22 protein-coding genes and 4 tRNA genes are annotated in these 26,797 nt (G+C 62.4%); 7 read left to right on the forward strand and 19 right to left on the reverse strand.

Going from position 1 to position 26,797, the window contains the following annotated elements; genetic code table 11:
* The first annotated feature begins 230 nt into the window (after positions 1 to 230).
* Positions 231 to 4,076, forward strand: coding sequence for a methionine synthase (metH, locus tag F561_RS0100640; RefSeq protein ID WP_019008002.1), 3,846 nt, complete (start codon positions 231 to 233; stop codon positions 4,074 to 4,076).
* A 92-nt stretch (positions 4,077 to 4,168) separates the two neighbouring features.
* Entirely contained in the window at positions 4,169 to 4,846 is a 678-nt protein-coding gene (locus F561_RS0100645; RefSeq protein WP_019008003.1) for a methylenetetrahydrofolate reductase, read from the forward strand.
* Between the two features lie 111 nt (positions 4,847 to 4,957).
* Here the strand turns inward: F561_RS0100645 and F561_RS0100650 are convergent, their stop codons facing one another.
* The 13 genes from F561_RS0100650 to F561_RS0100705 all read right to left on the reverse strand — a co-directional run bounded on the left by F561_RS0100650 (position 4,958) and on the right by F561_RS0100705 (position 17,044).
* Positions 4,958 to 5,488, reverse strand: coding sequence for a transposase (locus F561_RS0100650; RefSeq protein WP_019008004.1), 531 nt, complete (start codon positions 5,486 to 5,488; stop codon positions 4,958 to 4,960).
* A gap of 32 nt (positions 5,489 to 5,520) precedes the next feature.
* Entirely contained in the window at positions 5,521 to 6,021 is a 501-nt protein-coding gene (locus F561_RS0100655; protein ID WP_019008005.1) for a helix-turn-helix domain-containing protein, read from the reverse strand.
* An 88-nt stretch (positions 6,022 to 6,109) separates the two neighbouring features.
* Positions 6,110 to 7,396, reverse strand: coding sequence for a DUF4139 domain-containing protein (locus F561_RS0100660; RefSeq protein WP_019008006.1), 1,287 nt, complete (start codon positions 7,394 to 7,396; stop codon positions 6,110 to 6,112).
* Positions 7,397 to 7,522: 126 nt separating this feature from the next.
* Positions 7,523 to 8,320 carry a hypothetical protein gene (locus F561_RS28520; RefSeq protein WP_051096776.1) on the reverse strand — a complete coding sequence of 266 codons (798 nt, stop codon included), beginning with the start codon at positions 8,318 to 8,320 and terminating at the stop codon, positions 7,523 to 7,525.
* Positions 8,321 to 8,406: 86 nt separating this feature from the next.
* Positions 8,407 to 8,850, reverse strand: a complete 444-nt coding sequence (locus F561_RS28525; RefSeq protein ID WP_051096778.1) for a hypothetical protein — start codon at positions 8,848 to 8,850, stop codon at positions 8,407 to 8,409.
* Positions 8,851 to 8,975: 125 nt separating this feature from the next.
* Complete coding sequence (locus F561_RS24420) at positions 8,976 to 9,878, reverse strand: ABC transporter ATP-binding protein (RefSeq protein ID WP_019008007.1); 903 nt, start codon at positions 9,876 to 9,878, stop codon at positions 8,976 to 8,978.
* A 130-nt stretch (positions 9,879 to 10,008) separates the two neighbouring features.
* Positions 10,009 to 11,055, reverse strand: coding sequence for an ABC transporter ATP-binding protein (locus tag F561_RS0100675; RefSeq protein ID WP_019008008.1), 1,047 nt, complete (start codon positions 11,053 to 11,055; stop codon positions 10,009 to 10,011).
* Positions 11,056 to 11,180: 125 nt separating this feature from the next.
* Complete coding sequence (locus F561_RS0100680; protein ID WP_019008009.1) at positions 11,181 to 12,323, reverse strand: ABC transporter permease; 1,143 nt, start codon at positions 12,321 to 12,323, stop codon at positions 11,181 to 11,183.
* Between the two features lie 7 nt (positions 12,324 to 12,330).
* Positions 12,331 to 13,311 (reverse strand): ABC transporter permease, encoded by a 981-nt coding sequence (locus F561_RS0100685; protein WP_019008010.1) that lies wholly within the window; start codon positions 13,309 to 13,311, stop codon positions 12,331 to 12,333.
* A gap of 79 nt (positions 13,312 to 13,390) precedes the next feature.
* A complete protein-coding gene (locus F561_RS0100690) occupies positions 13,391 to 15,148 on the reverse strand; it encodes an ABC transporter substrate-binding protein (RefSeq protein WP_019008011.1) in 1,758 nt (585 codons plus the stop codon).
* Between the two features lie 348 nt (positions 15,149 to 15,496).
* Entirely contained in the window at positions 15,497 to 15,721 is a 225-nt protein-coding gene (gene secG, locus F561_RS0100695; RefSeq protein ID WP_019008012.1) for a preprotein translocase subunit SecG, read from the reverse strand.
* A 136-nt stretch (positions 15,722 to 15,857) separates the two neighbouring features.
* Positions 15,858 to 16,253, reverse strand: coding sequence for a hypothetical protein (locus F561_RS0100700; protein ID WP_019008013.1), 396 nt, complete (start codon positions 16,251 to 16,253; stop codon positions 15,858 to 15,860).
* Positions 16,254 to 16,615: 362 nt separating this feature from the next.
* On the reverse strand, positions 16,616 to 17,044 hold the full coding sequence (locus tag F561_RS0100705) for a hypothetical protein (RefSeq protein ID WP_019008014.1): 429 nt from the start codon (positions 17,042 to 17,044) through the stop codon (positions 16,616 to 16,618).
* A 156-nt stretch (positions 17,045 to 17,200) separates the two neighbouring features.
* On the opposite strand from F561_RS0100705, the gene F561_RS0100710 reads away from it, so the two are divergent.
* The 4 genes from F561_RS0100710 (at position 17,201) to F561_RS0100725 (ending at position 22,722) form a co-directional block, all read left to right on the forward strand.
* The gene (locus F561_RS0100710; protein ID WP_019008015.1) at positions 17,201 to 17,692 is read left to right on the forward strand and encodes a hypothetical protein; all 492 of its coding nucleotides are present in this window, start codon (positions 17,201 to 17,203) and stop codon (positions 17,690 to 17,692) included.
* Positions 17,693 to 17,889: 197 nt separating this feature from the next.
* Positions 17,890 to 18,519 (forward strand): hypothetical protein, encoded by a 630-nt coding sequence (locus tag F561_RS0100715; protein ID WP_019008016.1) that lies wholly within the window; start codon positions 17,890 to 17,892, stop codon positions 18,517 to 18,519.
* Between the two features lie 385 nt (positions 18,520 to 18,904).
* A complete protein-coding gene (locus tag F561_RS0100720; RefSeq protein WP_019008018.1) occupies positions 18,905 to 19,711 on the forward strand; it encodes a hypothetical protein in 807 nt (268 codons plus the stop codon).
* A gap of 302 nt (positions 19,712 to 20,013) precedes the next feature.
* Positions 20,014 to 22,722 (forward strand): PcfJ domain-containing protein, encoded by a 2,709-nt coding sequence (locus F561_RS0100725; RefSeq protein ID WP_157451431.1) that lies wholly within the window; start codon positions 20,014 to 20,016, stop codon positions 22,720 to 22,722.
* Between the two features lie 315 nt (positions 22,723 to 23,037).
* On the opposite strand, the gene F561_RS0100730 is transcribed toward F561_RS0100725, so the two are convergent.
* The 4 genes from F561_RS0100730 to F561_RS0100745 all read right to left on the reverse strand — a co-directional run bounded on the left by F561_RS0100730 (position 23,038) and on the right by F561_RS0100745 (position 23,512).
* Positions 23,038 to 23,127, reverse strand: a tRNA-Ser gene (locus tag F561_RS0100730).
* Positions 23,128 to 23,169: 42 nt separating this feature from the next.
* Positions 23,170 to 23,257, reverse strand: a tRNA-Ser gene (locus F561_RS0100735).
* A gap of 3 nt (positions 23,258 to 23,260) precedes the next feature.
* Positions 23,261 to 23,350 (reverse strand) — tRNA-Ser (locus tag F561_RS0100740).
* 75 nt (positions 23,351 to 23,425) lie between these two features.
* Positions 23,426 to 23,512 (reverse strand) — tRNA-Tyr (locus F561_RS0100745).
* A gap of 347 nt (positions 23,513 to 23,859) precedes the next feature.
* Here F561_RS0100745 and F561_RS0100750 point away from each other — a divergent pair.
* Positions 23,860 to 24,138 carry a hypothetical protein gene (locus tag F561_RS0100750; RefSeq protein ID WP_157451432.1) on the forward strand — a complete coding sequence of 93 codons (279 nt, stop codon included), beginning with the start codon at positions 23,860 to 23,862 and terminating at the stop codon, positions 24,136 to 24,138.
* 118 nt (positions 24,139 to 24,256) lie between these two features.
* Here the strand turns inward: F561_RS0100750 and F561_RS0100755 are convergent, their stop codons facing one another.
* Together F561_RS0100755 and F561_RS0100760 are read right to left on the reverse strand one after the other, a co-directional pair.
* Positions 24,257 to 25,342: an erythromycin esterase family protein gene (locus F561_RS0100755; RefSeq protein ID WP_245556393.1), complete on the reverse strand. Its 1,086-nt coding sequence runs from the start codon at positions 25,340 to 25,342 to the stop codon at positions 24,257 to 24,259.
* A gap of 548 nt (positions 25,343 to 25,890) precedes the next feature.
* Entirely contained in the window at positions 25,891 to 26,208 is a 318-nt protein-coding gene (locus F561_RS0100760) for a hypothetical protein (protein ID WP_019008022.1), read from the reverse strand.
* Positions 26,209 to 26,797 lie beyond the last annotated feature (589 nt).

The raw sequence follows: 26,797 nt of genomic DNA on the forward strand, positions 1-26,797 counted from the left end.
GATGGCGCGGCAACCGGCCTTCATCACGGCATTCGGTGCCCCAAAAGAAAGGCTTTGCCGCAAGGGCGCCGACGATGGCGCGGCGGCAAGCAGATGGCCCACAGGCGGCGCAAAAGAGCGCATACGTTGCATAAGCGGGCAGTGAACACCAAACAGGTGCTGACCCGGCCACAAGATTGAACCCAGAAGGTTGAATCGAGCAGAGTGAATCCAGAAGGTTGAATGAGGTGATGGGCGTGGAAAACAGCAGTGAAAGCCGTGTACAACGTCTGCTTGAGCAGGCGCAGGAACGAATTCTGGTCCTAGACGGCGCGTGGGGCACGATGCTTCAGCGGGCCAACCTCACGGAGGCCGACTTCCGGCTGCCCGACGCCGACCCCCTGCGGATGTACCGGGGCAATTTCGACCTGCTGCAACTGACTCGGCCCGACATCATCCGGGAGGTGCACCGCGCTTATTTCGAGGCGGGGGCGGATATTGCCAGCACCAACACCTTCAATTCCACGACCATCAGTCAGGCCGATTACGGCACCGAGCGGCTGGCCCGCACCATGAACGAGGCAGGCGCACGGCTGGCCCGCGAGGTGGCCGACGAATTCGAGGCCCGTGATGGTCGCCCGCGCTGGGTGGCCGGAGCCGTGGGGCCGACCAACCGCACCGCGACCCTGTCGCCCGATGTGGAGCGCCCCGAATTCCGCAACGTGACCTTCGATGGGCTGGCCGAAGCCTACGGAGAGGCCATCGAAGGGCTGATGGTGGGCGGGGCCGACCTGCTGCTGATCGAAACGGTGTTCGATACCCTGAACGCCAAAGCCGCTCTATTTGCCACCGAAACGGTATTTGAGCGAATGGGCCGCCGCCTGCCCGTGATGCTGTCGGGCACCATTACCGATGCCTCGGGCCGCACGCTAAGTGGGCAAACGCCCGAAGCTTTTGCGATCAGCACGGCGCACGCGGGCCTGTTCAGTTTGGGTCTGAACTGTGCGCTGGGAGCCGACCTGCTGCGCCCCCACCTGCGGGCCATTGCCGCCAGCACCGAAACCCTGGTCAGCGTGCATCCCAACGCGGGATTGCCCAACGCTTTCGGCGAATACGAGGAAACGCCCGAACATACCGCCAGTGTGCTGGCCGAGTTTGCCCGTGACGGCCTCGTGAACATTGTGGGCGGTTGCTGCGGCACCACGCCCGAGCACATCCGCGCCATTGCCGACGCCGTGGCCGGAATCGTGCCCCGCACCGCGCCCAAGCTGCCGCCCTCGCTGCGTCTCAGCGGGCTGGAAGCCTTCACGGTGACACCCGAACTGAACTTTGTGAACGTGGGCGAGCGCACCAACGTGACCGGCAGCCCGCGTTTTTCCAAGGCGATTCTGGCCGGAGACTACGACGCGGGCCTGAAAATTGCGCGGCAGCAGGTGGCAAACGGCGCACAGATCGTAGACGTGAACTTTGACGAGGGCATGCTGGACGGCGAGGCGGCGATGGTGAAATTCCTGAACCTGCTGGCCGGAGAACCCGACATTTCCCGCGTGCCGCTGATGCTGGATTCCAGCAGGTGGGACATTCTGGAAGCGGGCCTCAAGCGCGTGCAGGGCAAGCCCGTGGTCAATTCCATCAGCCTCAAGGACGGCGAGGAAAAGTTTCTGGAACGCGCCCGCTTGCTGCGCCGCTACGGAGCCGCCGCCGTGGTCATGGCCTTCGACGAGCAGGGGCAGGCCGACAATCTGGAACGCCGCATAGAAATCACCTCCCGCGCCTACCGCCTGCTGACCGAGGAAGCTGGCTTTCCGCCGCAGGACATCATTTTTGACCCCAACGTACTGACGGTGGCCACCGGAATAGAGGAGCATGACCGCTACGCGCTGGACTTTATCGAGGGCACGCGCTGGATCAAGGCCAACCTGCCGGGAGCGCTGGTGTCGGGCGGCATTTCCAACGTCAGCTTCAGCTTCCGGGGCAACAACCATGTGCGCGAGGCCATGCACGCAGTGTTCCTCTATCACGCGATAGGCGCGGGGCTGGATATGGGCATCGTGAATGCCGGGATGCTGGCCGTGTACGCCGACATAGAACCCGAACTGCGCGACGCCGTGGAAGACGTGATCCTGGCCCGCCGACCGGACGCCACCGAGCGACTGCTGACGCTGGCCGAGAGTTACAAAGACATCAAGCGGGAAGCGTCGGCGGTCAGCGCGTGGCGGGAACTTCCCGTCACCGAACGCCTGACGCACGCACTGGTCTCGGGCATCACCGATTATGTGGTCGAGGACGCCGAGGAAGCCTATCAACTGCTGGGATCGCCGCTGGCCGTGATCGAGGGGCCGCTGATGGACGGCATGAACGTGGTGGGCGACCTGTTCGGGGCCGGAAAGATGTTTCTGCCGCAGGTGGTCAAGTCGGCCCGCGTGATGAAGCGGGCGGTGGCGCACCTGACGCCCTACATGGAGGCCGAACGTGCCAATAGTGGGCAGGAAGCAGTCGGCAAGGGCAAGGTGCTGCTGGCAACCGTGAAGGGCGACGTTCACGACATCGGCAAAAATATCGTTGGCGTGGTGCTGGCCTGCAACGGCTATCAGGTCATCGATCTGGGCGTGATGGTGCCCACCGAGCGCGTGCTGGACGAAGCAGTGCGGCTGGGGGTAGACGTGATCGGCCTCAGCGGACTGATTACGCCCAGCCTCGATGAAATGGTGACGGTGGCCCGCGAGATGACGCGCCGGGGCATGACCCAGACGCTCCTGATCGGCGGAGCGACCACCAGCCGCGCCCATACCGCCGTGAAAATCGATCCGGCTTACGGCGGGCCAGTGGTGCATGTGCTGGACGCCAGCCGCGCCGTGACCGTGACCGCCGACCTGTTGGCCGACCCCGCCGCCGTGCAGGAGCGCATCCGGGCCGAATACGACGCCCTGCGCGAGCGCCACGGAGACCGTCAGGTGCGCCTGCTTCCCATCGATACGGCCCGCGAACGTGCGCCCCGGCTCTCCCCCACCCCGCCGCCCGCGCCGCGCCAGCCGGGTCGCCAGATCATCGAACAGCCCATCAGCGGCCTGCTGGATTACATCGACTGGACGCCCTTTTTTATCGCGTGGGAGATGAAAGGCATCTACCCCAACATCCTGACCGACCCCCTGCGCGGCGCGGAGGCCCGCTCGCTGTTTGCCGATGCTCAGGCGCTCTTGAGGCGCGTGGTAGACGAAAACCTGCTGACGGCGCGGGGCGTGATCGGGCTGTGGCCTGCCGAGCGCGACGGCGACGATATTCTGGTGGAGGCCGAGCAGCACACCGATTCTCTGGATCACCACACCCACGAACTGGCGGCGGGGCGAACTCCTCTGGCCCACCTCACCCGCCTTCATACCCTGCGCCAGCAGCGCGACCAGACCACCCCCAACACCGCGCTGGCCGACTTTATTGCCCCTCAGGGCGACCATATTGGAGCTTTTGCTGTCGCCATTCACGGGGCCGAAGAGTTGGCGAAGGCGTTCGAGGCCGCGCACGACGATTACAACTCCATTCTGGTGAAGGCCATCGCAGACCGCCTGGCCGAAGCCTTTGCCGAAAAACTTCACCGTGATGTCCGGATGGAGTACTGGGGCTACGCGGCAGATGAGACGCTGGACAACATGGATCTGATCCGTGAGCGCTATGACGGCATTCGCCCTGCTCCCGGCTACCCCGCCCAGCCCGACCATACCGAAAAACGCATCCTCTTTGCCCTCCTGAACGCCGAGGAGGTGGGCCTGACCCTCACCGAATCCTGTGCGATGTGGCCCGCCGCCGCCGTCTCAGGCGTGTATTTCGGGCACCCCGACGCCCGCTATTTCGCCGTGGGCCGAATCGGGCGCGACCAGATCGAAGACTACGCAACGCGCAAAGGCTGGCCCGTGGAGGAAGCCGAGCGCTGGCTGGGGCCAATTCTGGCCTACGACCCGGCTGGTACAGCGTCTCAGGGGGCGCAGTCTAAGGGTCAAGGGTCTAAAGGTCCAGGAACGGCGGAAGACAGGGCCACTGGGGTTCTTAGTCCCTCAGACCCTTTGACCCTTAGACCTTTACCATCAACGGGCGGGGCACAGTGAGTCAAAGTTCTGTGACTCCACCCCTCCCCCAAACCCGCATTTCCATCGAACTCGTGCCGCGTTCCCGATCTGGCCTGCGGGCCGAACTGGAGATGGTGCGGGCGCATCTGCCGGGAATAGATACGGTCAACATTCCCGACTTTCCCCGGTTTTCCACCCGTTCCTGGGCAGGCTGTGCGCTGGCGCGGCCCCATCACCAAGCCATTCCGCACATCCGGGCGGTGGATATCAACCCACGCGAACCGCTGCCGATGCTGGAAACGCTGGCGACGCATGGCATCACCGAAGTGCTGATCATTACCGGAGACGCGCCCGCCGATATGAGCGCCAGAGTGTATGACGTAGACGCTGTGGATGTGATTCGCCGCTTCCGGCGCGAGTTGCCGGACGTGCGGGTCTACGCGGGCCTCGACCCCTACCGCCAGAGCTTTGCCCGAGAGCGTGATTATCTGGAACGCAAGCTGGACGCGGGCGCGGTGGGCTTTTTTACCCAGCCCTTTTTCGACCTGCGCCTGATGGACGCCTACGCCGACCTGATGCCGGAAGGGGCAGACGTGTGGTGGGGCGCGACCACCGTGACCACCGAGCAAACCCTGAACTACTGGCGGGCCAGAAACCACGCCGTGTTTCCCCGCAGCTTCGAGCCGACCCTCGACTGGAACCGCGCCTTTGCCGCCGCTACCCTTCAATTTGCCAGAGAACGCGCCCAGCACGTGTATTTTATGCCTGTACGGGCAGATGTGCGGGAGTATCTGGAGGGAATTGTTTAGGGGCGGAACGGCACCGCCCGAACGTGGATCGTGGTAGGTAGATTGTGGAAACAGCGAAAAGGGCCAGTCGTGATAGACGGCCCTTTCTGTTTGGTTCTGGCTCATACCAAACTAAACTGAGTCCAGAACATGTTTGATCCAGGGGAAAAGGGTCAGCGATTTGACTTCTTGGGGGTTGTGCTGGAGCCGGACACACTCTGCGGCGATCAAGTCCTCGACCTCTTGAAGAGTTTTGAGTGTCTGGTTAGCGATGGGAAGTTTCAGCTTGGTGACCATCGGCTCAGCGGGGGACAGTTCCGGCGTATACGCCGGAAAGGGCAGGAGGAAGAGATTGGGCGGCACCTGGAGTTTCTGGCTGGTGTGCCAACCGGCCTGATCAAGCAACAGGACGATGAGTTGCTGCTGGTGTGGATCCACAGCCCGGCTGAACTCGTCAAGCGCGACCTGCATCAGGGCAATGCTGACACTCGGGAGGATCAGGAAATCGCTCTGTCCCGTGAGGGGTTCGACAAAAATGTAGGTATAGAGCCATTGATATTGACGGCGCTGAGCAATGACGGGCCGCTGACCCTGAAGCGCCCAGAGGCGCTTCAGCACAGGTTTCAGACCAAAGCGCCCTTCATCCTGCACCCACAGCCGCACCTGTTTTTCAGGGTACGCGGCCCGTGCGGTTCTCAGGGCCGCTTCGACTTTTTGATCCAGATCGCCTGTTCCTCCGGCGTCGCCGCCTGCACATGAGTTGGACGCGGTACTTGCACGGTAAACCCCAGCTTTCTCAAGTAGCCCCAAGCACACACTGACGTCATCTCTACTTTGAACTGCTCGTGGACGTAGGTTTGCACTTTCTGACTCGTCCACAGGCCACCCGAAACGGGTGGCTTCTGGAGCGCACTGAACAACACCTCTTGTTGTTCCACATTGAGCGCAGGAGCCGATTTATTCCAACGGCGTTTGTCCACCACCCCTGCTGGCCCATTTTCGTTGTACGCCCGAATTAACGTGCTGATCGTGGTGCGCGAAAAACTCGTCACCGCTTTGATCTCTGGAATCGACAGTCCTTTGCTTTTGAGCCACAAGATTTGCCAGCGGGAGCGCTCCACCGCTCGCTCGGACTGGCGGTAGGCCAATTCCAACTCATCGGACGTCTGATGCGGGAACAGCGAGGCAGGTCTCATATTCGCGACTCAGTTTAATCCCGTATCAGTGAGCGGGAGGAGTCTTCAAGCCCTTCTCTTTTCCCACGCTCCACGATCCACAACCTACTTACGAATTATCGATCACCAATACAAAGCTCTTGCTGGCCTTGCCGTTAGCGGGCACATCCACCTTCAGATTTGCCACGCCCTGATTCTGTACGGCTGGGGCGGTATCGATGATGATTCGGCGGCCCCCGGCGCGTTCGGTCACTTCGGCGCGGATGGCGCGGTCTTTGCTGCTCTCGAAGGCGTAGGTGACGCGGTAGGTGGTGCGGGTCACGTTGCCCTTGCTGTCTTTTTGCTGGTTCTGGGTTTCCACGCTGCGGGTGTAGCGCACGTCTGGATCGTTGCCGAGGCTAAATTCCACGTCTGCGCCCTTGCCCGTTTCGGGGATGGTGGTCTGACCCACGATGCGGCCATCCTCACGCACAGTCAGGCTGCCGCTGGGCAGGCGTTGATCGGCCTTGAAGCGGTAAAAACGGTTCATGGTGCCCTTGCTGGTTTCAGTGTTGAAGTAGGTATTCAGGCCCGCGTATCGCTCGAAACTGGTCAGCTTGGGCGTCAGGAAAGGCAGCGTGACCATGCTGCTGGCGGGCAAGGTAAACGGCGCAGACAGGTCATAGCGGGTCAGGCCACGGACCTCGCCCACGGTGTTGATCTTGGGGGCGGCAAAATCGGCGGCGGCGGCTTCGGCCCGCATCATCGGCGCAGGTGCGGGCACCGGTTGGCCTTCCTGCACTTCCACGTCTCCAGCGTACAGTTCGGTGTTTTGCACGTTGTAGGGCAGTTCAGTGCCGTTGCGAATATCGGCCAGCGCCGAGAGTTGCGCCCCGGCATTGCTGGCCTTGAGCGTAAAGCGAGGCGACCAGGTGACGGCCCGCGTCAGGTAACTCAGGGTTCCGGTTGCGCCGCTGGGCACCATGTAGGTCAGCGTTTGCGTGGGCGACTGAGGATTCAGCGGGGGCAGGTCGCTGAAGCTGAGATCGCTGTAGGACACGTTGCGGTATCGGCCCTGCGCGTCCTTGATCAGCAGGTCGCGGGCGCGAATCAGCGTCACAGTTTCGATCTTGTCGCCGGTTCGCAGGAACACAGGCTTGCCTTCCAGACTGGTCAGCCAGTTGGCTTCCTGCTTTTGCACGGCGCTGGAAAAGGCCACGCCGTCCAGGTCCAGCGAACCGGGAATCACGCTGTTCCACGTCTCCTGCGGCAAATTCACGCCGAGGGTGGTTCCGGTGGCCTTCACGGTTTCGCGCACTTCTGAGAAGCTGGGGTAGATGCGGAGATCGGTGGCGGACGCCGCGCCAGAGAAAAGAGCCAGTGCCATCATCAGACTGTAGGACAGATTGGGTTTCATGGGTCTATCCTTACGCCGCTCCGAATATGAGATGTGAGAGGGTCAGTCAGACGGGCGACAGATTCGGGGAATACAGGGGCCAGAGCTGCGCCAGCACGATAAAAAGACCCCCTCGGTGACAGCTGATTACTGCAGCAATTCCACGGTATAGAACTTGGTCACGCTGCCCCCGGCGGGCAGGTCGAACAACAGGACAGCGGTGGCCGAACGCTCGGCGGTTTTGCCGTCCAGCACGACCTGAGAGCCGTACACCTCTTCGCGCACTTCGGCCCGCCTCGGCTGGGCCTGTTCGTTTCGCAGGGTATAGGAGACGCGGTAGGTGCGGCTGCCTCCGCCAAGAAAGCCACGCTGCACGTTCTGGAGGGCCACAGTGCGGCTGTAGCGCACGTCTGGGTCTGCCCCCAAGTCCAGAACAAACTCGGTGTTCTGGGCCAACTCGCCAACGGAAGCTTGCCCGGTCAGGCGGTCTTCTTCCAGCACGCTGACCACCCCGGCGGGGAGGCGTTGGTCGGCCTTCAGGCGGTAGGCGCGTTGCAGGGTGCCTTCGGTGTCGGTGGGCTGGAAGCTGGTATTCAGGCGGGAAAACGGTTGGAACAGCGTCAGGGCCGGTTGCAAAAACGGCAGTGTGACCGTACTTCTGGCGGGCAGGGTCAGCGGCTGAGTGAGGGCAAAGCGGTAGAGGCCACCCAGTTCGCCCTGAGAAACGACGTGTGGAGCGGAGTTATCTGAGGCAAAACTATAGCTCCCACTGACCGGACTGACAGTACCAACTCTCCCAACAAGACCGTACACATCAGACTGCTCCGACAATCTCACGTCTCCGGCGAACAATTCGGCCACCAGAGCCGAAACCGCCTGATCCGTGCCGTTGCGGATGTCGGCTAGCCCACTGAGTTCAGCCCTGGCCGCTGCACCCTTCCCCACAATATTCAGCGTGTAGCGCGGCGACCAATTCAGGGCGCGGGTCAGATACGACAGCGTTCCGGCTCCCGGTTTCGGCAGGGTAAAGGTCAGGGTCGGGGGGCAGTTTCGGCGTCCAGTGGCGGCAATTCGGGGAAACTCAGTTGCGCCAACGCGACCCGGCGAAATTCTCCGGCTGTGTCCTTGATCGTCAGGTCGGCGGCCCGGATCAGCGTCACGGGTTCGGTCTTCTCCCCCGTTCGGAGGGTCAGGAGTCTGCCTTCCCAGCGCGTCAGCCATGCCGGGTCCTGGCCCTGAACCGCGCTGCTGAAGGCCAAACCGCGCAGGTTGACCGTGCCGGGAATCACCCCCGCCCAGGCTGCGGGCGAGAGCGAAACGTTGAGATTGGTCGTGGCGCTGCTCACGGGTTCCTGCACCTCGGCAAAGCCCGGATACAGCCGCAGGGTCGTCGCGTACCCCACCGAGGCCAGAGCAATAGCCGCCGTCATCAAGCCTGTTTTGCATGCCGCCGCCATCCACCGGGTATCAATCATCAGGCCCCTACCATGCCACATTTGACCTGACCCGGAGAACAGATATCAGCATATTGATTCGCATATCAACAAAAAACCGCCCCCGAAGGAGCGGCCAAGATTTAAGGTACAGACTTGAAGCGAGATTACAGAATATCGTCGCGGATACAGGCTTTGAAGTGGTTCGGGGCCACCTCGCGCAGTTCGGGAATCACGTTGGCGCACTCGGCAATCGCGTAGCGGCAACGGGTACGGAACACGCAGCCACTCGGCGGATTGATCGGGCTGGGAATATCGCCTTCCAGAATGATGCGCTGGCGCTTGACGGTGGGATCGGGCACCGGAGCCGCCGACAGCAGCGCCTCGGTGTAGGGGTGCTTGGGATTGTTGTTCAGTTCGCGGCTGGGCGCGATTTCCATGATTCGGCCCAGATACATCACGATAATCCGGTCACAGATGTATTCCACCACGGCCAGATCGTGCGCGATAAACAGCACCGTGAGGCCCAGTTCTTCCTGAAGGTCTTGCAGCAGGTTCACGACCTGAGCCTGAATCGACACGTCGAGCGCCGAGACGGGTTCGTCGGCCACGATGAAGGCCGGGTCTACGGCCAGAGCGCGGGCAATCCCGATGCGCTGGCGCTGACCGCCGGAAAACTCGTGGGGGTAGCGGCGCATATGCTCGGGGCGCAGGCCCACTTTTTGCAGCAGTTCCGCGATCCGGTCTACGCGGGCCTTGCCGGGGTGCAGGTTATGAATCTGCATGGCTTCCCCGATGATGTCCGAAACCGTCATGCGCGGGTTCAGCGACGCGAACGGATCCTGGAAGATGATCTGCATTTCGCGGCGGTAATCACGCATCTGCCCTTTGCTGAGCTTGGTCACGTCGGTGCCGTTGAACAGCACCTGCCCGCCCGTGGGTTCGATCAGACGCAGGATGGCGCGTCCTGCGGTGGTCTTGCCCGATCCCGACTCACCCACCAGACCGACCACTTCGCCGCGTCCGATTTTGAAGGAGATGTCGTTGACGGCCTTGACGTTGCCCACCACGCGGGAAAGCAGGCCGCCGCGAATAGGGAAGTACTTTTCAAGCTTGTTGACTTCCAGCAGGGTGTCTCGCCCGTGGTGGGCATGTTGCGGCGGCTGCCACTGGCGGACTGAACAGAGGATGTGGGAGAAGTCATGCGCTCACCTCGTGCTGCGCCTGATCGAACTCGCGCCAGCGAATGCAGCGGGCCATGTGGCCCTGTCCGGTGTCTTCCAGGGCAGGCACGGCCTTGCTGCAATCGGGCACGGCAAACTTGCAGCGCGGCTCGAAGGCGCAGCCCACGGGCAGATTCAGCGGGTTGGGCACGTTGCCGGGAATGGCTTCGAGGCGGCCCTTGGGCTGTCCGGGCACATGCACATACTCGCCGGGGCGCGGAATGGAATTCAGCAGGCCCATCGTGTAGGGGTGGCGCGGCGCTTTGAAAATCTCCACGACATCGCCTTCCTCGACCACGCGCCCGCCGTACATCACGACCACACGGTCAGCCATTTCGGCCACCACGCCAAGGTTGTGGGTGATGAACAGGATGCTCATGCCCACTTCGGATTGCAGCTTACGCATCAGGTCCAGAATCTGGGCCTGAATGGTTACGTCGAGGGCGGTGGTCGGCTCGTCGGCAATCAGGAGGGCGGGTTTGCAGCTCAGGGCCATGGCGATCATCACGCGCTGACGCATGCCGCCCGACAACTGGTGCGGATACTCGTTCACGCGCTTTTCGGGAGCAGGAATACCCACGAAGCGCAGCATGTCGGTCGCCACCACCATCGCGTCTTTCTTGTTCTTGTTCTGGTGCAGCATCACCGCCTCTGCGATCTGGTCGCCCACCGTGTACACGGGATTCAGGCTGGTCATGGGTTCCTGGAAAATCATGGAGATGTCGTTGCCGCGAATCTTGCGCATTTCTGCTTCGGGCAGCGTCACGAGGTTTTTCTGCTTGCCGTCCTTGCCGGTAAACAGCACCTCGCCTTCCACGATTTTGCCCGGAGGCATCGGAATCAGGCGCATCACGCTGAGGCTGGTCACGCTCTTGCCGGAGCCGGATTCCCCCACCACAGCGAGGGTTTCGCCTTTGTTGATGTGGAACGTAACGCCGTCAACACTCTTGACGACACCGTCGTCGGTATTGAAGTACGTCTTGAGGCCGTTGACGGCCAACAGAACTTCACCCTGATGGGTCATTTCTTCTCCTGAAACATGAAGTGCATCATACAACCCAATGCCGCAGTAAACATGGCAGCGTCAATTTCTGGGGCCAAATGTGCCGGGATATGGAACGGAATGCAGAATTATCCACATAAAACAACTTATTGGCGCTTACGGGGATCAAAGGCGTCGCGCAGACCGTCACCCAGAAGTTGGTAACACATGACAGTAAACACGATAAAGAAGCCTGGAATCAGCACCCAAGGCCGTTGGGTAATGCTGGCAAAGCCGCCTTCCTGCGCCTGACTGAGCAGGCCACCCCACGACACATACGGCTCTACTGCGCCGATGCCCAGAAAGCTGAGGCCCGATTCCAGCAGGATGTAACCGGGAATAGACAGGCTGAGCGTCACGATGATGTAGGTGGTCATGGTGGGCAGCATGTGCCGCCACATGATGCGGCCATTGCCTGCGCCCAATGCCTGCGCCGCCGACACGAAATCCTGCTCGCGTACGCTCATCATCTGCCCACGCACCACACGCGCCAGGCCGCCCCAACCGATGAAAGCCAGGAGACCCAGAATCATGTACAGCGCGAAAATTGGGTTGATGTCCTGCGGGAACACCGAGCGCAGCAAGATCAGGAGAAACAGGCTAGGAATGGCCGCGAGCACTTCCACAAAGCGCATGATCAGGGTATCTGCGATGCCGCCGAAGAAGGCCGCCATTGCGCCCATCAGCAGGCCAATGACCGTAGAGATCAGCACTGCTCCCACGCCGATAGTCAGCGAGATTTGGGAAGCGTAGATGGTGCGGGTAAACAGGTCGCGGCCCAGTGCCTCACCGCCGAACAGGTACACCTTGCAGTTGGGGTTTTCGGCCCCCGTCCCGAACAGGTGCAGCGTGCCCGGAAACAGTCCCAGCACACGGTACTCGTCGCCACGCACGCCAAAAAAGATGGGGCAACGGGTTTCGGTGGGTTTGTACTCGTTGACAAAGGTGTCCATATTCAGCTGTTGGCCGTACTGATACACGAAGGGCCGAGTCAGTCCACCCGTCTGGGGATCGCGAATATGGATGGGCGTGGGCGGATGGAAGCGCGTAATATTGGACGTGGAATAGTTGGACAACCCGTCGGGCGCGATAAAAGGCGCAAAGAGGGCCAGCGTGTACAGCAAGATCAGCATGAAACCGCCGATCTTGGCCAGGCGGTTCTTGCGAAACTGCGACCAAGCCACACCAAACTGAGACTGACTGCGGGGCGAAGTTGGCTTGGCGGGACGTTCTGGAACAGTGGTGGTCATAGCAGCCTCAAGCGACCTTGACGCGGGGATCGACGACGGCCAACAAAATATCGCTGATGACGTTGCCAACAATCAGCAAGACAGTGGTGATGACAGTAAATCCGGCGATCAGATACAGGTCCTGTGTACCGATGGCCGTGAGCAGCATGGGCGTGATTCCCGGATAGGCAAACACCACCTCCAGAAAACCGACGCCACTGATCAGGGCTGGCAACAATCCACCGATGCCCGCCACGATGGGCAAAATGGCATTGCGGAAGGTGTGCTTCCAGATGGCCGTGCGCTCACTGACGCCTTTGGCCCGCGCCGTCCGAACATAATCCGAACGCATGACTTCCAGCATCTGACCGCGAATGACCCGCGTGAGGCCCGCTGCATCGGAAATTGCCAGAACGAGTGCCGGAATAATCAGGTGTTTCAACACATCGAGCATCTGCCCGAAAACGGGAAGTTCATCGAAATTGTTGCTGGTCATGCCACCGATAGGAATATCCAGCCCAGTAGCATTGCGAAGTTGAAGGATGAAGTAGATAACGATCAGGGCCAAGAAGAAGCTCGGAAAGCCCAGCAAGAAGTACAACACAACGTTGATGGCATTATCGCCAGGTGAATTCTGCCGAACTGCACCGTATACACCGAGCGGAATAGCGATCGAGTAAAACAGCACCAGGCTCATGACTGCCAGATAAAGTGAATTGAGGATGCGGGGCCAGATGATGTCCAACACAGGCTGCTGGTACTGAAAGGACAGGCCAAAGTCGCCTTTGAACATGTTGCCCATCCAGAGCAGATATTGCTGCCAGGCCGGGCGATCCAGGCCAAAGTTACGCTCCAGCGCGGCAAGTTGCTCACTGCTGATGTTTGGGTTGAGCTTGGCTGGCGTCAGGAAGTCGCCTGGGGCCAGTTGAATGACAAAGAAAATGAGGAGGCTGGCAAGCAGAAGCGTCGGGATGGACTGAACCAGCCGCCGCAGGAGAAATGGAATCATGGGTGCTCCTGAAAACTTCACGCGATTGGGGGGCAGCCCGCTTGCGCGAGCCACCCCCCGGAATCGTGCGGGCGGGAGGTTACTTGACGAAGGTCAGGGCCTGCTCACGCTGAAGGTAATAAGCGTTCATCAGGGCGCGGGGGTATTCGCCGCCAATACGCTCATTGTAGGCAACGTGGTAGTTACCGCCCACGAGGTAGATCACGGGCTGCAATTCGCCTTCGGCCTTCATCAGCTGTCCACCGATGGCGCGGCGCTTGGCGTCGTCGAGTTCAGCGTCGCCCTGGTAGTAGAGCTTGGTCATCAGGCTTTCCTGAGAGGTCAGGCACTTGCCGTTGGTGGGGTTGTTGTAGCTGTGCAGGTTGGCTCCGCAAGGCGTCACGTTGACCCCGAACGGCCAGATGTTGTCGCCACCGCTGAGGCCCAGCAGGATGGCATCAAAGGGACGGTCTTCACCCTTGGAGGTCAGTTGGCCCACCAGGTTGTTGAAGTCGATGGGCGTAAAGTTGACCTTGACACCCACTTTCTTGGCTTCGTCGGCAAAGATGCGGCCCAGTTGCTCGCGGGTGGTGTTCCCTGCGTTGGTGCTGAGGTTGAACTCCAGCACTTTACCGGCCTTATCGACGAGGTAGCCCTGAGCGTTCTTCTTGGTGTACCCGATCTGGGCAAGCAACTTGCTGGCCTGAGCGAGGTTGTAGGTGTACTTGGGCGCACTGGCCCCGGCGGCGATCTGCTGAGTGAAGATCGGGTAGACGCTGAAGTAGGTTTCGACACCCAGACCGCCCAACGCCAGATCGACCATTGCCTTGCGGTTGGCGATATGGCTCATGGCGCGGCGGAAGCGCACGTCACGGAACAGTTTCTGCTTGGCAGGATCACTGGCTTTGTTCCAGTTGAAGGTGATCCAAGAGCTCTGGGCCTGGGGGCTGACATTGGGCAGCAAGGTGGCCTTCAGATTGCCCGCGTCAATGGCACGCTTGGTCTGAGCCAGGTCGTCGGCGTTGCGCATACCCACCGTGTCGATCTGTCCGGCGAGGAAGGCCGCCAGTCCGGCGTTGGCGTCGCCCAGCACGCGGTAAGAGAGCTTGTCGAGGTAGGGCAGTGCATTGCCCCGGCTGTCCTTGTTCCATTCGCCCCAGTTGGAGTTCTTGGCAAAGACGCTGCGCTCTCCGGCGCGGAAGCTTTCCAATACCCACATGCCGGGAGAAACGATCTGGCTGGGCGACGTACCGAGCGTCCAGAGCTTCTTGACGGCTTCTGCGCCGCCTTCACGGTAGGCCTTGCCGAACACGTGGTCGGGCCAGGGGGTGAAGGACATCGTGGCGTAGGCACCCGCGCTGACCTGCGGGAAATCAAACTGCAGGGTGTAGTTGTCAAGCTTCTTGATGGTGATGGGCTTGCCGTTCAGGAAGAAAGAATCGTAGCTGTTGCTGCCCACTTTGTCGTCGGCGTGAATCTTCCAGGTGGTGATCCAGTCGTCGGCGGTGATGGCCTGACCGTCACTGAACTTCATGCCCTGGCGGATTTTGACCACGAACCGCTTGCCACCGTTGCTGACCACAGGCTTGGCATCGGCCATGTGAGGCAGGAATTCATCGTTGCGAGGATCCTGAGCAAACAGACCTGCGCCGCCTGCCATCGTGTTAGGAATGCTATCGGCTTCTGCAGAAGTAAAAGGGTTGATGGTCTTGAAATCCGACAGGATGCTGAGGCGCAGTTCGCCGCCACGCTTGTTAGCGGTGTTCTGCTCAGCAGTCCATGCTGCCGGATAAACGAAGGGTGCCGCCGAAGCAGATGTAGCAGCCAGGGCAAGAGCAACGAACAGAGCTTTTTTCATGATGTACCTCCGAAAATTCTGGAAACGGAAAAGGTGCCTCTGGCCTAAACCAAGGGCGTATTTCGCGTTGAGCAATCTGTTCCAGCGCCGTCAATATATGAATAGGCTTAAGGGAGGTCAAGCATAAAAGTTACGAAAATAAGACAAGAAAGTGTAACTTAGGACTCAAACCTGGCGGTCATCAAAACAAGACGTTGATAAGCTTTCAAATGCCCAGTCCGCCCCTCATCTGACCTAAATTCATCCAGATAGGCACCTTAATAGTCATAGGCCCGCCTTCCTGGTTGGAAGAGCGGGCCTACGAGTAGAGATATGAAATTTCTTACTTATTGATTGACCTTATCTCATTCAGCGGGAAACAAAGCTGATCAGCAGGGCCAACAGCATAAAAAAGCCGCCCAAAACACTGGTAATTCGGACGAGGCCACCTTCTACGCCGCGCCCACCCAGCAGCGAGCCGCCGGAAGCCATGCTGGCCGAGAGTCCTGCCTGCTTGGGCACTTGCAACAGCACGAAAAAGATCAGGCCCACGCTGACGAGGGCGAACAATACGATGAATAGGGTCAGAATCATGATTTACCTCGGGAGAGTCGGTGAACCGGGTTACTTGCCCCCAGCTTCACCGCTGTTTGACCCCAGTTTACACCACCTGGTCTGCGCCAATTCTGACCGAGCCAGTGCCAGCAAAGCGGAGGCGGATTCGGAAGACTTATTTTGGCTGCGGCAGTTCGATAATGCAGATGTCGGTGGTGTAGCGGTCCACAGTGTCGAAGTGAACGATATGGGTGGTTTTGCCGTCCTTACCCTGCTCGTTGGTATAAAACCCCTGCCCCTTGTCCGACGTATCGCCCACAGGCTTGAAACTGTCGAGATAAAAAGCATTGTCGACGGTGGATTTGACGATGAAAAATGGTGTCTTGGTGATGCGGTAGGCTGCGTAGCTCTGTGCCACACCGCCGTATTTTTTGAGGGCATTACAGAGGGTATTTTCACGGACCTCATAGGGTTTCAGTGCGTCTCGCCAGGGAGCGGCAGTGGCTGTAGAGAGACCTGAAAAGAGCGCCAGCAGCGGTAGCAGAAGCACGGGCAGTTTCGACTTAAACATAGTCTCCTCGGAGGGTGCGGGGGAATTGGCAGAACATATTGGCAAGCAAAAACCCCCGCGTAGGGCAGGGGCGATTGCGTGGTTGGTGCCGAAGGGGGGACTCGAACCCCCACGGTTTCCCGTTCGATTTTGAGATACACATGGAGGATTCACCCCCAGGAAAGCCGCGCTGCACGGCAAATATAGCACACCCCAGACTAGACCTATTTTAGAGGACACCCGATTCCCATCGTGCCCAGACGCCTGCGCCAACGCCCTCCCCAGCCGAGGCCAAGGTTCCGAACCCAGATGAACAGCACCTTCTATATAGGCAGGCCTGGAGAGCACCCCCCAGCCGTCTGGGACAGGGCAGCTGGAACACCTCATCCCCGTGCACGCTGCACCAGGCGCCACCACAACCAGAGGCCGACCAGCGGGAGAACAAGCAGCAACGCGAACGGCATCGGCCTGTCCAGCAGCAGCCCAGCGGAGGCCAGCAGCAACAGGCTGCTGAGGCTGGCCCGCCAGATCTCAGGGCGACCCCAGGGTTCCGGTGCGCTCCAGCTCCGGCCCTGCGCCACCGCACTCACGACCACCACCACAGGAAGCAGCATCGGAACCATGTCCGCTGAACGGAACGGCGACTCCCCCTGGAAGAAGTCGATGATGCCGATGATCACCAACGTCAGAGGCAGCAGGTAGACCAGCACGGCGACCCCAGCACTGACCCAGGCCCAGGCCCAGGCCACCAGCAGGAAGCGCAGCCAGCGGGGCAGCAACAGCGAGCGAACAGACCGGGGAGGCAGAGGCATTCAACCCAGCTTACCGGGCGGCAGCTCGCCGGTCCCCTGAACTTCCTGTGCCGACCCAGATCCCTTTCCAGAAGAACCACGGGATGAACGGCGTTGCTGAGACCTGCCCAGGGATCCCACCGGACGTCTCTGAAGGGACCTGCGATCATGACGCGAATGACCCCAGACGACACTCCCCTGTTCTCAAAGGAAGCACTGCGCAGGAGCCTTCAACAGGAACTGAGGCGTCAACCCCGTCCCCTGGAATACCGGCACTGGAGCTGGGGCCAGGCGCGTTTTCTACAGCAAGAAGAGGAACTTGAACTCTATCTGGGGCCCAGCGCTGACTATGAGAGTGCCGTTCACTTCTACTGCCGAACCGTGGTGCACCCGTGGAGCCGTGACGGCGCTGACCTGCATTCGGCACATCAGAGGGACCAGAGAGGGCAAGAATGGCTGGCGTTCGCTCAACCACCGCCTGTCGAGCGCATTCCAGCTGCCCGGTATCATGAACTGACCCGCCGGATCCAGCCTGCCCTTCCTGCACCAGACGTGCTGGGCAACTTGCTTTCGGCTCTGACCATCGGTCCATGCGACTGGGAGTCAACCGTCTTGCTGAGCTACTTTGAGCATCAGTGGATTTTGATCCATCTCGTTAACCTGGCCTGACGGATGGTCTGGAACGAATGCAGACCGATCACCAACTTCAGGCGTTCCAGCCTCCTGCTGCACAGAGTGAAGAATGATGCGGTGGCGTTCGGAAGCGGTCCGGTGCTCTCTAAACTTCAGACCTTACAATGGACCTCCTTTAGAGACGGCCGAGGCTCACCCCGAATGACACAGACTCCAACGCTGATCCCACTCCCATGAAGATCCCCTTCCTGCCCTCCTTTCTTTACGGCGACGACAGCTTCGAGGTCAGCCCGCGCCTCAAGCCCAGTATTCGCAGGATCGCGTGGGACAACGCCACGGTGCTCAGTGCCCTCAACCCTGCCCCCAGTCCCGAAAGCCAGCGCTCCAGCACTCCCGTGGTCATGACGGCGCGCGACTTCGGTCCCGGCTTCCACCTCCTGGCGCTGCTTCCCAGCCTGTATGACGCCCTCATTGAAGTGGCCGTGGAGATGGGGAGCGAAGAGGGCTACGAGCAGATGACGCTCCGGCAGACAGAGCTCTACGCCGAGGTGCTGGCCCAGCCGTGGGGCGTCCTGTGTGCGCTGCCCATCGATGCTCAGCCGTGGGTGTTCGACGGGGATGGGGTAGAGGACCGACTGAGCCCGGAGCGCGTCCGGCTGCTGCTTCAGGCGGTGATCAGAGAGCGCGACTGGCTGCGCTCGATGGATGGGCGCTACGAATACCGTGGCGAGAAGCCCGGACACCTCTGGCAGGCGCAGACAATCGTGAACTGGCTCGCCGCACGTCACAAGCTGCCTGTCCCCACCTCGCAGGCCACCTGGGACAGCACGGTCCAGTGCCTGCTGGAACTCACCCCAGTCTGACCCTTCATCCCTTTGCTGCCGCTACTACCGCATTGATCAGGAGGGCCGCCTGCCAGTGTGTAGCGGGGCCGAGGATTGGAGGCCCGGATGTTCGGGCCAGCCCTCCAGACTCAGCAGCCGGCCGGCGTTGACGTCACCTCTAAGTCTAGGCCCGGAAGGCAGAGGGCAGGCGTCAGTGACCCCGCCAGCGGGGCGACCAGCCTGGAACACTGGTTCCCACATCGGGGAAAGGAACAGGGCCTGCCTTGAGGACCCTGTGTTCCACGCAGTAATCAGCCCCATGCCTGAGGACAGGCCGCCTGAACAGGGATCTTTCCAGTGCACGGCTCTCCTGGTCAACCGCAGTTCTGCTGAACAACCACCGTTGGGACAGGTAGTATGCCGCATGGCTTCCCACCGGCTGAGGACTGTCGCCCGCACCCTCGGTCTGGTGCTGTCCAGCGTGCTGTCACCGGTTGTTGCGGTGCCGGTGGTGCTGTATGACCCGCGTCCAGCCTCACCGGTGCAGCACCTGACTCAGGCGGAACGCGCCGAGGCCGGACGCCTCGTCACCTGGTTACGCGCCTGGGATCAGGGGGCGCGGCGCACGAACGTGCTGCAGGGCCTGCCGAGCGATCTGGATGCCTTCGGCTCCCTGGAGCTGCGTGACGTACAGTTCACGCTGGTCGCGCCGTGGCGCAGCTCCCGCCCGGAGCGGCTGACGCTCGTGGATCTGGGCAAGCGCGAGGGCATGCGGTATCTGGTGGTCTTTGGAGAAGGCGCGGGGCGCGAGGTGTGGTCCCTGCGGCCCACCTCGAACTACTCGATATGTGGCATCCGGCAGGTGTATGCCCTGAGAGACGTGGATCTCGACGGACAGCGTGAACTGGCCTTCGTGATGGAGTGTGGGGACAATGGACAGAGGTCTTCCTCGTTACTGATGGCCGAATTTACCCCCTCGGCGGCGCGGCTCAGTGCTCTGGATTTCCAGAACAACCGTCAGCTGTGGCCCGAGGGCGGACAGGTGCGCGGGGGGTTCCAGATGCTGCTGAACGTTGAGAAGGGACGCACCCCCCGGTATACGGCCCGGACGCTCTACCGTTACGGGGAGTTCTATTTCCCGGCCGTCCACGCCTATCAGGCGCCGCCTGTCGGGCAGACCGTCGCGGTCCAGCCCAGGCCCGTGGACGTGGAGTTCCTCCGCCTCAAGTAAGCCGGGGCACCACCGTGCGCGGCAGCGGAGGCAGAGGGTCAAGGTGTGAATGGTCCACAGGGGACCGGGCCGCTTCAACTGTTCCATTGCTCCCCGAGTGGAAGGTGGGCGGGCAGTGAACAGGGTGCGTGGCGGGGGGTAGTCGCCTCCATTCCCTGGCCCACGTCAGGCAGCCGCCCTTCTGCTGAACCACCTGGCCTATCCCGTCCTAGGCCAGCGTGCAGACGTCAGGCCTGAACCTCCAGACCAGAATCAGTCCGTGCGTTCCAGTCTGGTCCTCTCCCCTGCCCCCGGAAGCTTCATTGCCCCGTAGCCACTCGCCTTTTCCTCCTCATATTCAGCTTCAGGTGCAGCAGCAGGCGGCCCTGGGCCGCAGCACCGTTCAGGTGGACCTCTTTCCAGACCCCGCCCACGGGTTTGCGGGTGGCCTGAGGCTGCATGCGGGACCCCGCTCCGTGCTGATCGGCTCGCTCCAGGCCCCCCAGGAACCGCTGCGCCCCTGGCAGCAGTGGGACGCCGGGCATCTGGATGCTGGCCTACGCGCCCTGCATGCCCAGATTCTGGAGGAGGCGCTTGACCTGCCCGCCCTGCTCGCGCCCCTGGAAGCGGCGGACCCGGAAGCGCCAGCCCCCCGCACGGTTCAGCGGCGGTTGCAGCGGATGCTGGGCCTGCGCAGCCTGCTCGAACTGGTCGCCTGCTGGCAGGACGCCCCGGTTCCGGGCGGGGAGGCGCCGGGCTGGCGCGGCCGCCCCAACCGGCCCACCGGCGTGCTGCTCCCCTGGCATACGGAGGGTCAGGCCGTCCGTGCCGGGAACGCGTGGCACCTGCATGACCTGCGCCGCTGGCACTGGCCCCGGGTGGGTGGGGAACGCTGGGCGATGATCACGGCGCGGCACCTGACCGTGACGGCCCTGTTGCAAGATCGCGGATACCCGGCTGCGCCGCTGGCCCATGATCTCCAGGAACGCCTCAAGCAGCGTGCAGACCTGGCCAGCGGCAGGCGGGGGCACCAGCAGAGCGTTCCCTCCACCGTGGACCGGGGGGCCGACGCGTTCGTGCAGCGGGTTCGTGTGGCCCTGGGCGCGGTGCTGGAACCCGCGCTGCTCGCCTTTCCCCCGGAGGAGAGCCGGGCCGCCGCCCTGGGGGTCCGCAGCGGGCAGGAAGCCATGCTCCGGCTGCTCCCCGGCGTCGCGCCAGGCCCAGTGGCCGCCCTGACGGCCTCATTACGGGAGGAGTGGCGCGAAGGCGGTCACATCCGTGGGGAGGCGTCCCGACCCGCGCAGCTTGCGGGCCACATCCGGATCCGCCGGGACGCCTGGACGGCCGCCCGGGCAGGGGCCGCGCAGCCCGCGCTGTGTCTGGCAGCGGAGGCGGCCGCCGGACCGCTGCACACGCTGGTGCCCGGCCTGGCCCAGCTGGGTGCAGGCGACATCCGCCTGACCGACGGCCTGGTGGCCCTGGCCCTGAATGAGGTGTGCGACCTCTTTTCCGGAGTGGCGGCGCTGCCTGCCGGGCAGGACCTGCCAATGGCAGACGTGTCGGGCCTGCTCACGGGCCGGGGCCAGTTGCGCCTCGGGCCACAGGCCGCTGGGGCTGCCGCAGAGCTGGACCGGGTGGATGAGGACCCGGAGGTGGGGCGCTCGGCGGCCGCCCTGGCGCTAGTGCCTGGACTGTCCACCGCCGTCCGGGTCCTCCAGGAGCTGATCGAGACCCGGGAGGGGCACCAGGCTCACCTGAAAGCGCAGGCGTGTCAGGCCGCCGGGATTCAGGAAGCCGACTTCGATGGGGCGCTGAGCGGCGAGGAGGCTTTTGTGCTGACGCCGGAAGATCACGCCCTGGAACGGGTTCTGTCGTGGTCCGGCGGCGTGTGGTTCCTGCAGGTGGCCCGCCATCCGCAGGATCTGGTCACCGACGGCCGCCGCCTGGTCCACTGCGTGGGCTGGGGCGGCTACGCCCACGCAGTTCAGGCGGGACACGCTCGGATTGTCCGGGTTCTGGCCCGCGGCGCGGAAGAGGACGCCGCGGTGCCGGTCCTGACCCTGGAACTGCAGCCTCTGTACGGAGGTCCGGGCAGGCAGGGCTGGCAGCTCGTCCAGGCCAAAGGACTGAAGAACCGCAGGCCCAGTCTGGATGAGGCGGCCCTGCTGATCCTCTGGGCACAGGAGGTCGGCGTGAAGCTCACTGCCAGCGGCGACCTCAACGCCCTCTCTCCTCCGGCCCTGCAGGCCAGTCTGACCCGGTTGGCCCCCTGCTGGCTGCCCGCCGTCTCACCGGCCCCGCTGCTGGCCCCCCTCGCTGAAGGCGTCCGGCAGGCCACCGCCCATCTCGCGGCGTCCCGGGCGGCGTGGTGGACCCCGGCGGCCACCCGCCAGCACCGGGAGAGCCTGCGCCGCGTGGCCCTGCTGGTTGACCGCGCCCATCATCACATCCAGGCCGAGCTGACCCGCCTCCACGATGAGGGAGAGACCCGCCTTGTCGGCCACTACGACGCGGGGGACCTGCTGACCGGGACAGGTCTGGTGGAGCTTCCAGCCGACCCGCGGCCTCTTTTCGAAGCGCTGGAAGCTGGCGGCGGCGGGCCGGTGGGACTACGCGCCCAGCGCCAGCTGGGGCTGTTTCTTCAGCGTTCGCTGGAGGTGGAGGCACACCAGGAAAGCCTTGAACTCCGGAGGGGTCAGCGCCCAGGTGAGCTGAGGCTGACCTTCGAGGGCCGCTGGCGAGCAAGCCTGAATATCAGTCTCGACCCGGCCACCACGGCGGGTCTCCTGGCCCCCGTTCCAGCCCTGCTGCCACCGGGCCGGGGCGGTCGGCGGCGGGAACCGGCCTTCGCGTTGCTCCGGGCGCTGCTGGATGAACCTCTGGGCGAATGCGGCAGGGCAGCCACCGCCGCGACTGGCCAGGCGGGGGGAACCCTGCGCCTTCAGCTGCAGGCCTGGCTGAGCGTCTGGAGCCGGCGGCAGAAAAAACCGAACAGGACGCACGCCCGGGAGGCACGTCCTGTCCGCGCCTGACATGATGCAGGCCACACCGCTGCAGGCCACAACCCCGGAAACGGCAGGTCAGAGCAGGTGTGCGAGACGACGAACGATGTAGCGTTCATCTTCCTCCCAGCTCTCCGGCAGGGGCACGGGTAGGGGCCGTTGACGCCCGCCGGTCACCTTGCACACGGTGATGCATTGTTTGCTGAGTCCACTGAACATCTCGCTGGTGCGTTCGCGAACCCTGGCAAGCAATGGTCGGTGCGCTGTGCCTGAAGCAACCTGTCTGGGACGGCAGCGCACCGCTGGATTGTACCGACCACGCTTACATGTCAGAACCAGGAGATCTGGCGGAACCGGCAGGATTTGAACCTGCGAACGCGTTGCCACGTCTTCCGCTTTCAAAACGGACGCCTTCAGCCGCTCAGCCACGGTTCCAGAGGAGGCTCCTGCAGGGCGCAGAAGCTGGTGGTCATTTGACGGAACCTGCAGGATTCGAACCTGCGGGCGCTCTTGAGACGCCTGCGCCTTTCCAGGACGCCGCTTTCGGCCGCTCAGCCAAGGTTCCGGATGGCGAAGAGGGAGGGATTCGAACCCATCGGGACTGTTGAGATCCGCCTGGCTAGCAACCAGGTGCCTTCAACCACTCAGCCACCTCTTCGTGTGTTGTGAACAGCTCTATGGGCTGTCCTGGACGATCCTGCCTCTCGCGGAGGCTGTTGCCTGATCGATGGAGTGGTGGGCCGTGCGGGAGTTGAACCCGCCTACCCCGAAGGGACCGCTTTTACAGAGCGGCGCAACTCACCATCTTTGCCGCCGACCCTTGGGTCAGGCGCTGCTCTCAGACGATCGGGAGGATCGCCCAGAGGAATATCGAGATGAACTTGAACTTGGACTCATAGGGAACCTCCTTCGTCTGGTCTTGGAAAGAACTATGCCGCGCCGCCCCCCGCCCCGCATCGGTCAGGTGGCTTAGGCCTGACTACGCCAATGCGCTGCCCTGAAGGCGCCCGCATCCGAGGTTCTGCCGCGGCACATAGGCAGGCCTGATCCACGGTTCCCGCGTGCCATGCTGTTCTCATGGCCCTGACCCATTCCTGCCGTGCTGGTTCCTGTGCCGCTGCCTCCACGGGCAGGGGCTGATTGCCCATGTCGCCCAGGCGGCTTCAGGTGCAGCTGGGACTGACGCTGCTGTCTTTTGTGGTTCCCGCGGTCTGGACCAGCTGCAACCGCCTGATTCATCCGCAGCCGGTGGTCAGTGCGCCGGTCAGCCCAGCGCTGGCTGGGACTGGTGCATTGGCCTGTCCGGTCGGTGGAGGTCTGGACGACGCTGGCGACAACCTGGCGCCTCAGGCCAGCTCTCTGGCCGGAACGGCCGCTTCAGACGGCGAGGTCTGCCGGGTCCGAGACATGGTTGAAGAACTGCGTCAGCTGCAGGCCGACCAATAATCCTCGAGCGGCTCTCTTGAGAACGGTAGTGGTCTGCATTGGCCTTGCATCCTCCGACGCCGATGAGCGCTGAGAGCAGCGGCAGAGCGGAGGGCGGACTGAGTGCAAAGCTCCCCCCTTATCGATCACCCAACTGCGCTGACTCAGGAAGAATGAGCACGCCATCCCTTTTCAGGCGTCCTGGTGTGGCGTAGAGGTGGGCACCGCTCTGCCCAAGTCCTTCCCCGGCCTCTGGCAAGAGCACCGCTGCACCCTCGCCGCTGGACATGGCAAGAACGGCGTATGGTGCATCCCGACCAAAAAGATGCGCTCCAGCAGGCCACCAGTCGGCGTTCATGGTGTCCATCCGAATCTGGCTGGCCCCGCGTTGCAGGTGTGAGGTGTGGGCAAAGACCAGCGTGGGGCCGCGCTCCTCTTCTCGTTCGGCCATAGCCAGAAGATTGTCCGTCATCATCACCGCGCGCAGGGCCAGCATCTGTGAGATGCGGTCCGGCGAAGGGGCGGCGAGGTTGGCGTGGTAGCGCAGCAGCCCCAGGGCCGTCCGGGCATGCACCTGCGCGGTCCAGAGATCAGGCTGCGCCCCAAGTCCAGGGCGCTGTGTTTCGAGGAACCCCACGAGGTCATCGGCCAGCGCCCGCAGGTGCCAGGTCTCCGCTGTGGCCCCGATGGACTGGCTGGGATCCATCGCGGCGGCCTGGTTCGTCCAGCGGGAGTCATCTCCGCAGAGCTGCTCCAGGGTGGCCCTGGTCACGGGCAGGTGAGAAAAGTGCTGGGCCAGGACATCATGCAGGGCGAGCAGGGAATGTCGTGGACTGGCCGCCCACATGTTCTCAATGGGTGGATCAAAGCCATGAAACCTCAGGCGGTCTGTTTCATTGCGTCCAGCGTTGAACTGACGCATCCAGACCACCAGCTCCCGATTGGCCGGTCTCGCCCCGAAGCCGTGGCTGAACCCCTCCGTCATCACCTCGTCAAGAGTACCCCGGCCGGAAGCGATATAGGCGTCGACCTGCAGCCCCGCGATGATGTCGCTCTCGATGGCGATGGAACGGAATCCCTGGGTTTCGACCAGGGTCTGGAAGACGCGGTTGCGCCAGAGAGCGAAAGCCTCGACGCCGTGGGTGGGTTCACCCAGCCCCAGCAGTTGAGGCGCGGCAGAGAGAGTGGCGAGAAAGGCGGAGAGGGCGGCCGCCGGATCGGTCATGGGCCAGTTCATTTGAGACATTTGGTTTGGCATGGTGGGCTCCTGGGCCAGAGGGGGCGCCCGCACTGACTCCCTCAGCATTCCTGTGTCTCATATGAGAAGTCTTACGGAAAAGTGTTCATCGAACCTTCATCGCTAGTTCCAGGGCACGAGCCATCCACTCTCACGCTGACGAAGGCAGGCTGGAGAGTGGGGATGCGGAGCCAATGCAGACCAATCCCGTTCTCGATCAACCGCTCCTGAAGAGGACTCAGGAGGCTTGAACGCCCCCAGGTAACGCCCTCTCAGACACCCCACGAGCAGTGGAGTCTCGAGCAGCTCTGGAAGCGGCGCGATCTGGATCTCGACTCCCTGAAAATCAACACCATCGGGGCGGACGACGCTGTCATCCAGACCGCTGGACGCTGCCCCGAAATGGAGCCGCGCTGTTCACCACGTGGATTAACACCTGCAGGGCGCCCAACATGGCAGATGGGTTGATCCTTGCACCCGTTGTCGCTCACCACGCGCCCATAAGCCCAGGTTCCCGCCAATGACAGGGGCAGTTTCTAATCCATCTCAGCCATCAACACTGTCACGAGGATGGCGACTGAGACGGCATCCAGGTCAAAATACAGTTCAGCAGAATAGTCATCAAGTCCAGTCTCGTCAGGGCTCAAGTGGATCTGTGTCCTGGAGCCGCGCTGCTGGATGTAAAAGAACTCCCCCGGGTGACGCGTGGTTAACTCGGCCGCGAGCGAGAGCGCGCCGGCCAGCTGCGCGTCTGTCAGCTGTAGGCCCAGGGTGACCGCATCTGGGTCGAGCGGCTCTCCTGCAAGCACCATGCCCAGGAAAGCGCCCCTGGCCCGGTCAGGCGTGACGGTCATTGCGCCTCCGTGGGCTTACTCCCGTCGGCCGAACCCAACGCTTTCTGCTCAGCGGCACGCAGGTGACCGACACGTGTAGCCAGGCGAGGCTCCAGGTGAACGTGCGCTGGTGCCGGGGCAGGTGTGAATTGCTGTAGACCATCCGCGTGGTCATCTCGCGCCAGGCCAGGGGGTCGCTCTCTCGCACCTCATTCCACAGGGCGAGTGCCGCTGGGGAACCCCGAACCTCGCCGGAAATAAGGAATTCATTGAAGTGCGCCCGCAGCCGTTTCGCCGCCATCACTGTCTCTCTCCGCGTGACGCAGTCGTTCCGGGAAGCGGGTGGGCGCAGCAGGGCGCCGGAGCGCTTACCATGCGTGATCCATATGATGAACAGTCTCTCTGCTTGTCGCTGTGATGTCATTTGCCGTGCCCTCCTACGTCAACCAGCCCACGGTTTGCCGGGGCGCCTTTTTTCTGGTCTTCAGGGAGCGGACGCCGCACCCATCAGGTCACCACCCGCAGATGCGGTGATTCTCGGCAAGGCAGTGCTGGAATGTTGCTGGCAGGCCACACATCCTTGCTGCACCTGCAGCCTGCGGTCGAACAC

This window comes from Deinococcus aquatilis DSM 23025, from assembly GCF_000378445.1.
GTDB classification, from domain to species: Bacteria; Deinococcota; Deinococci; order Deinococcales; family Deinococcaceae; genus Deinococcus; species Deinococcus aquatilis.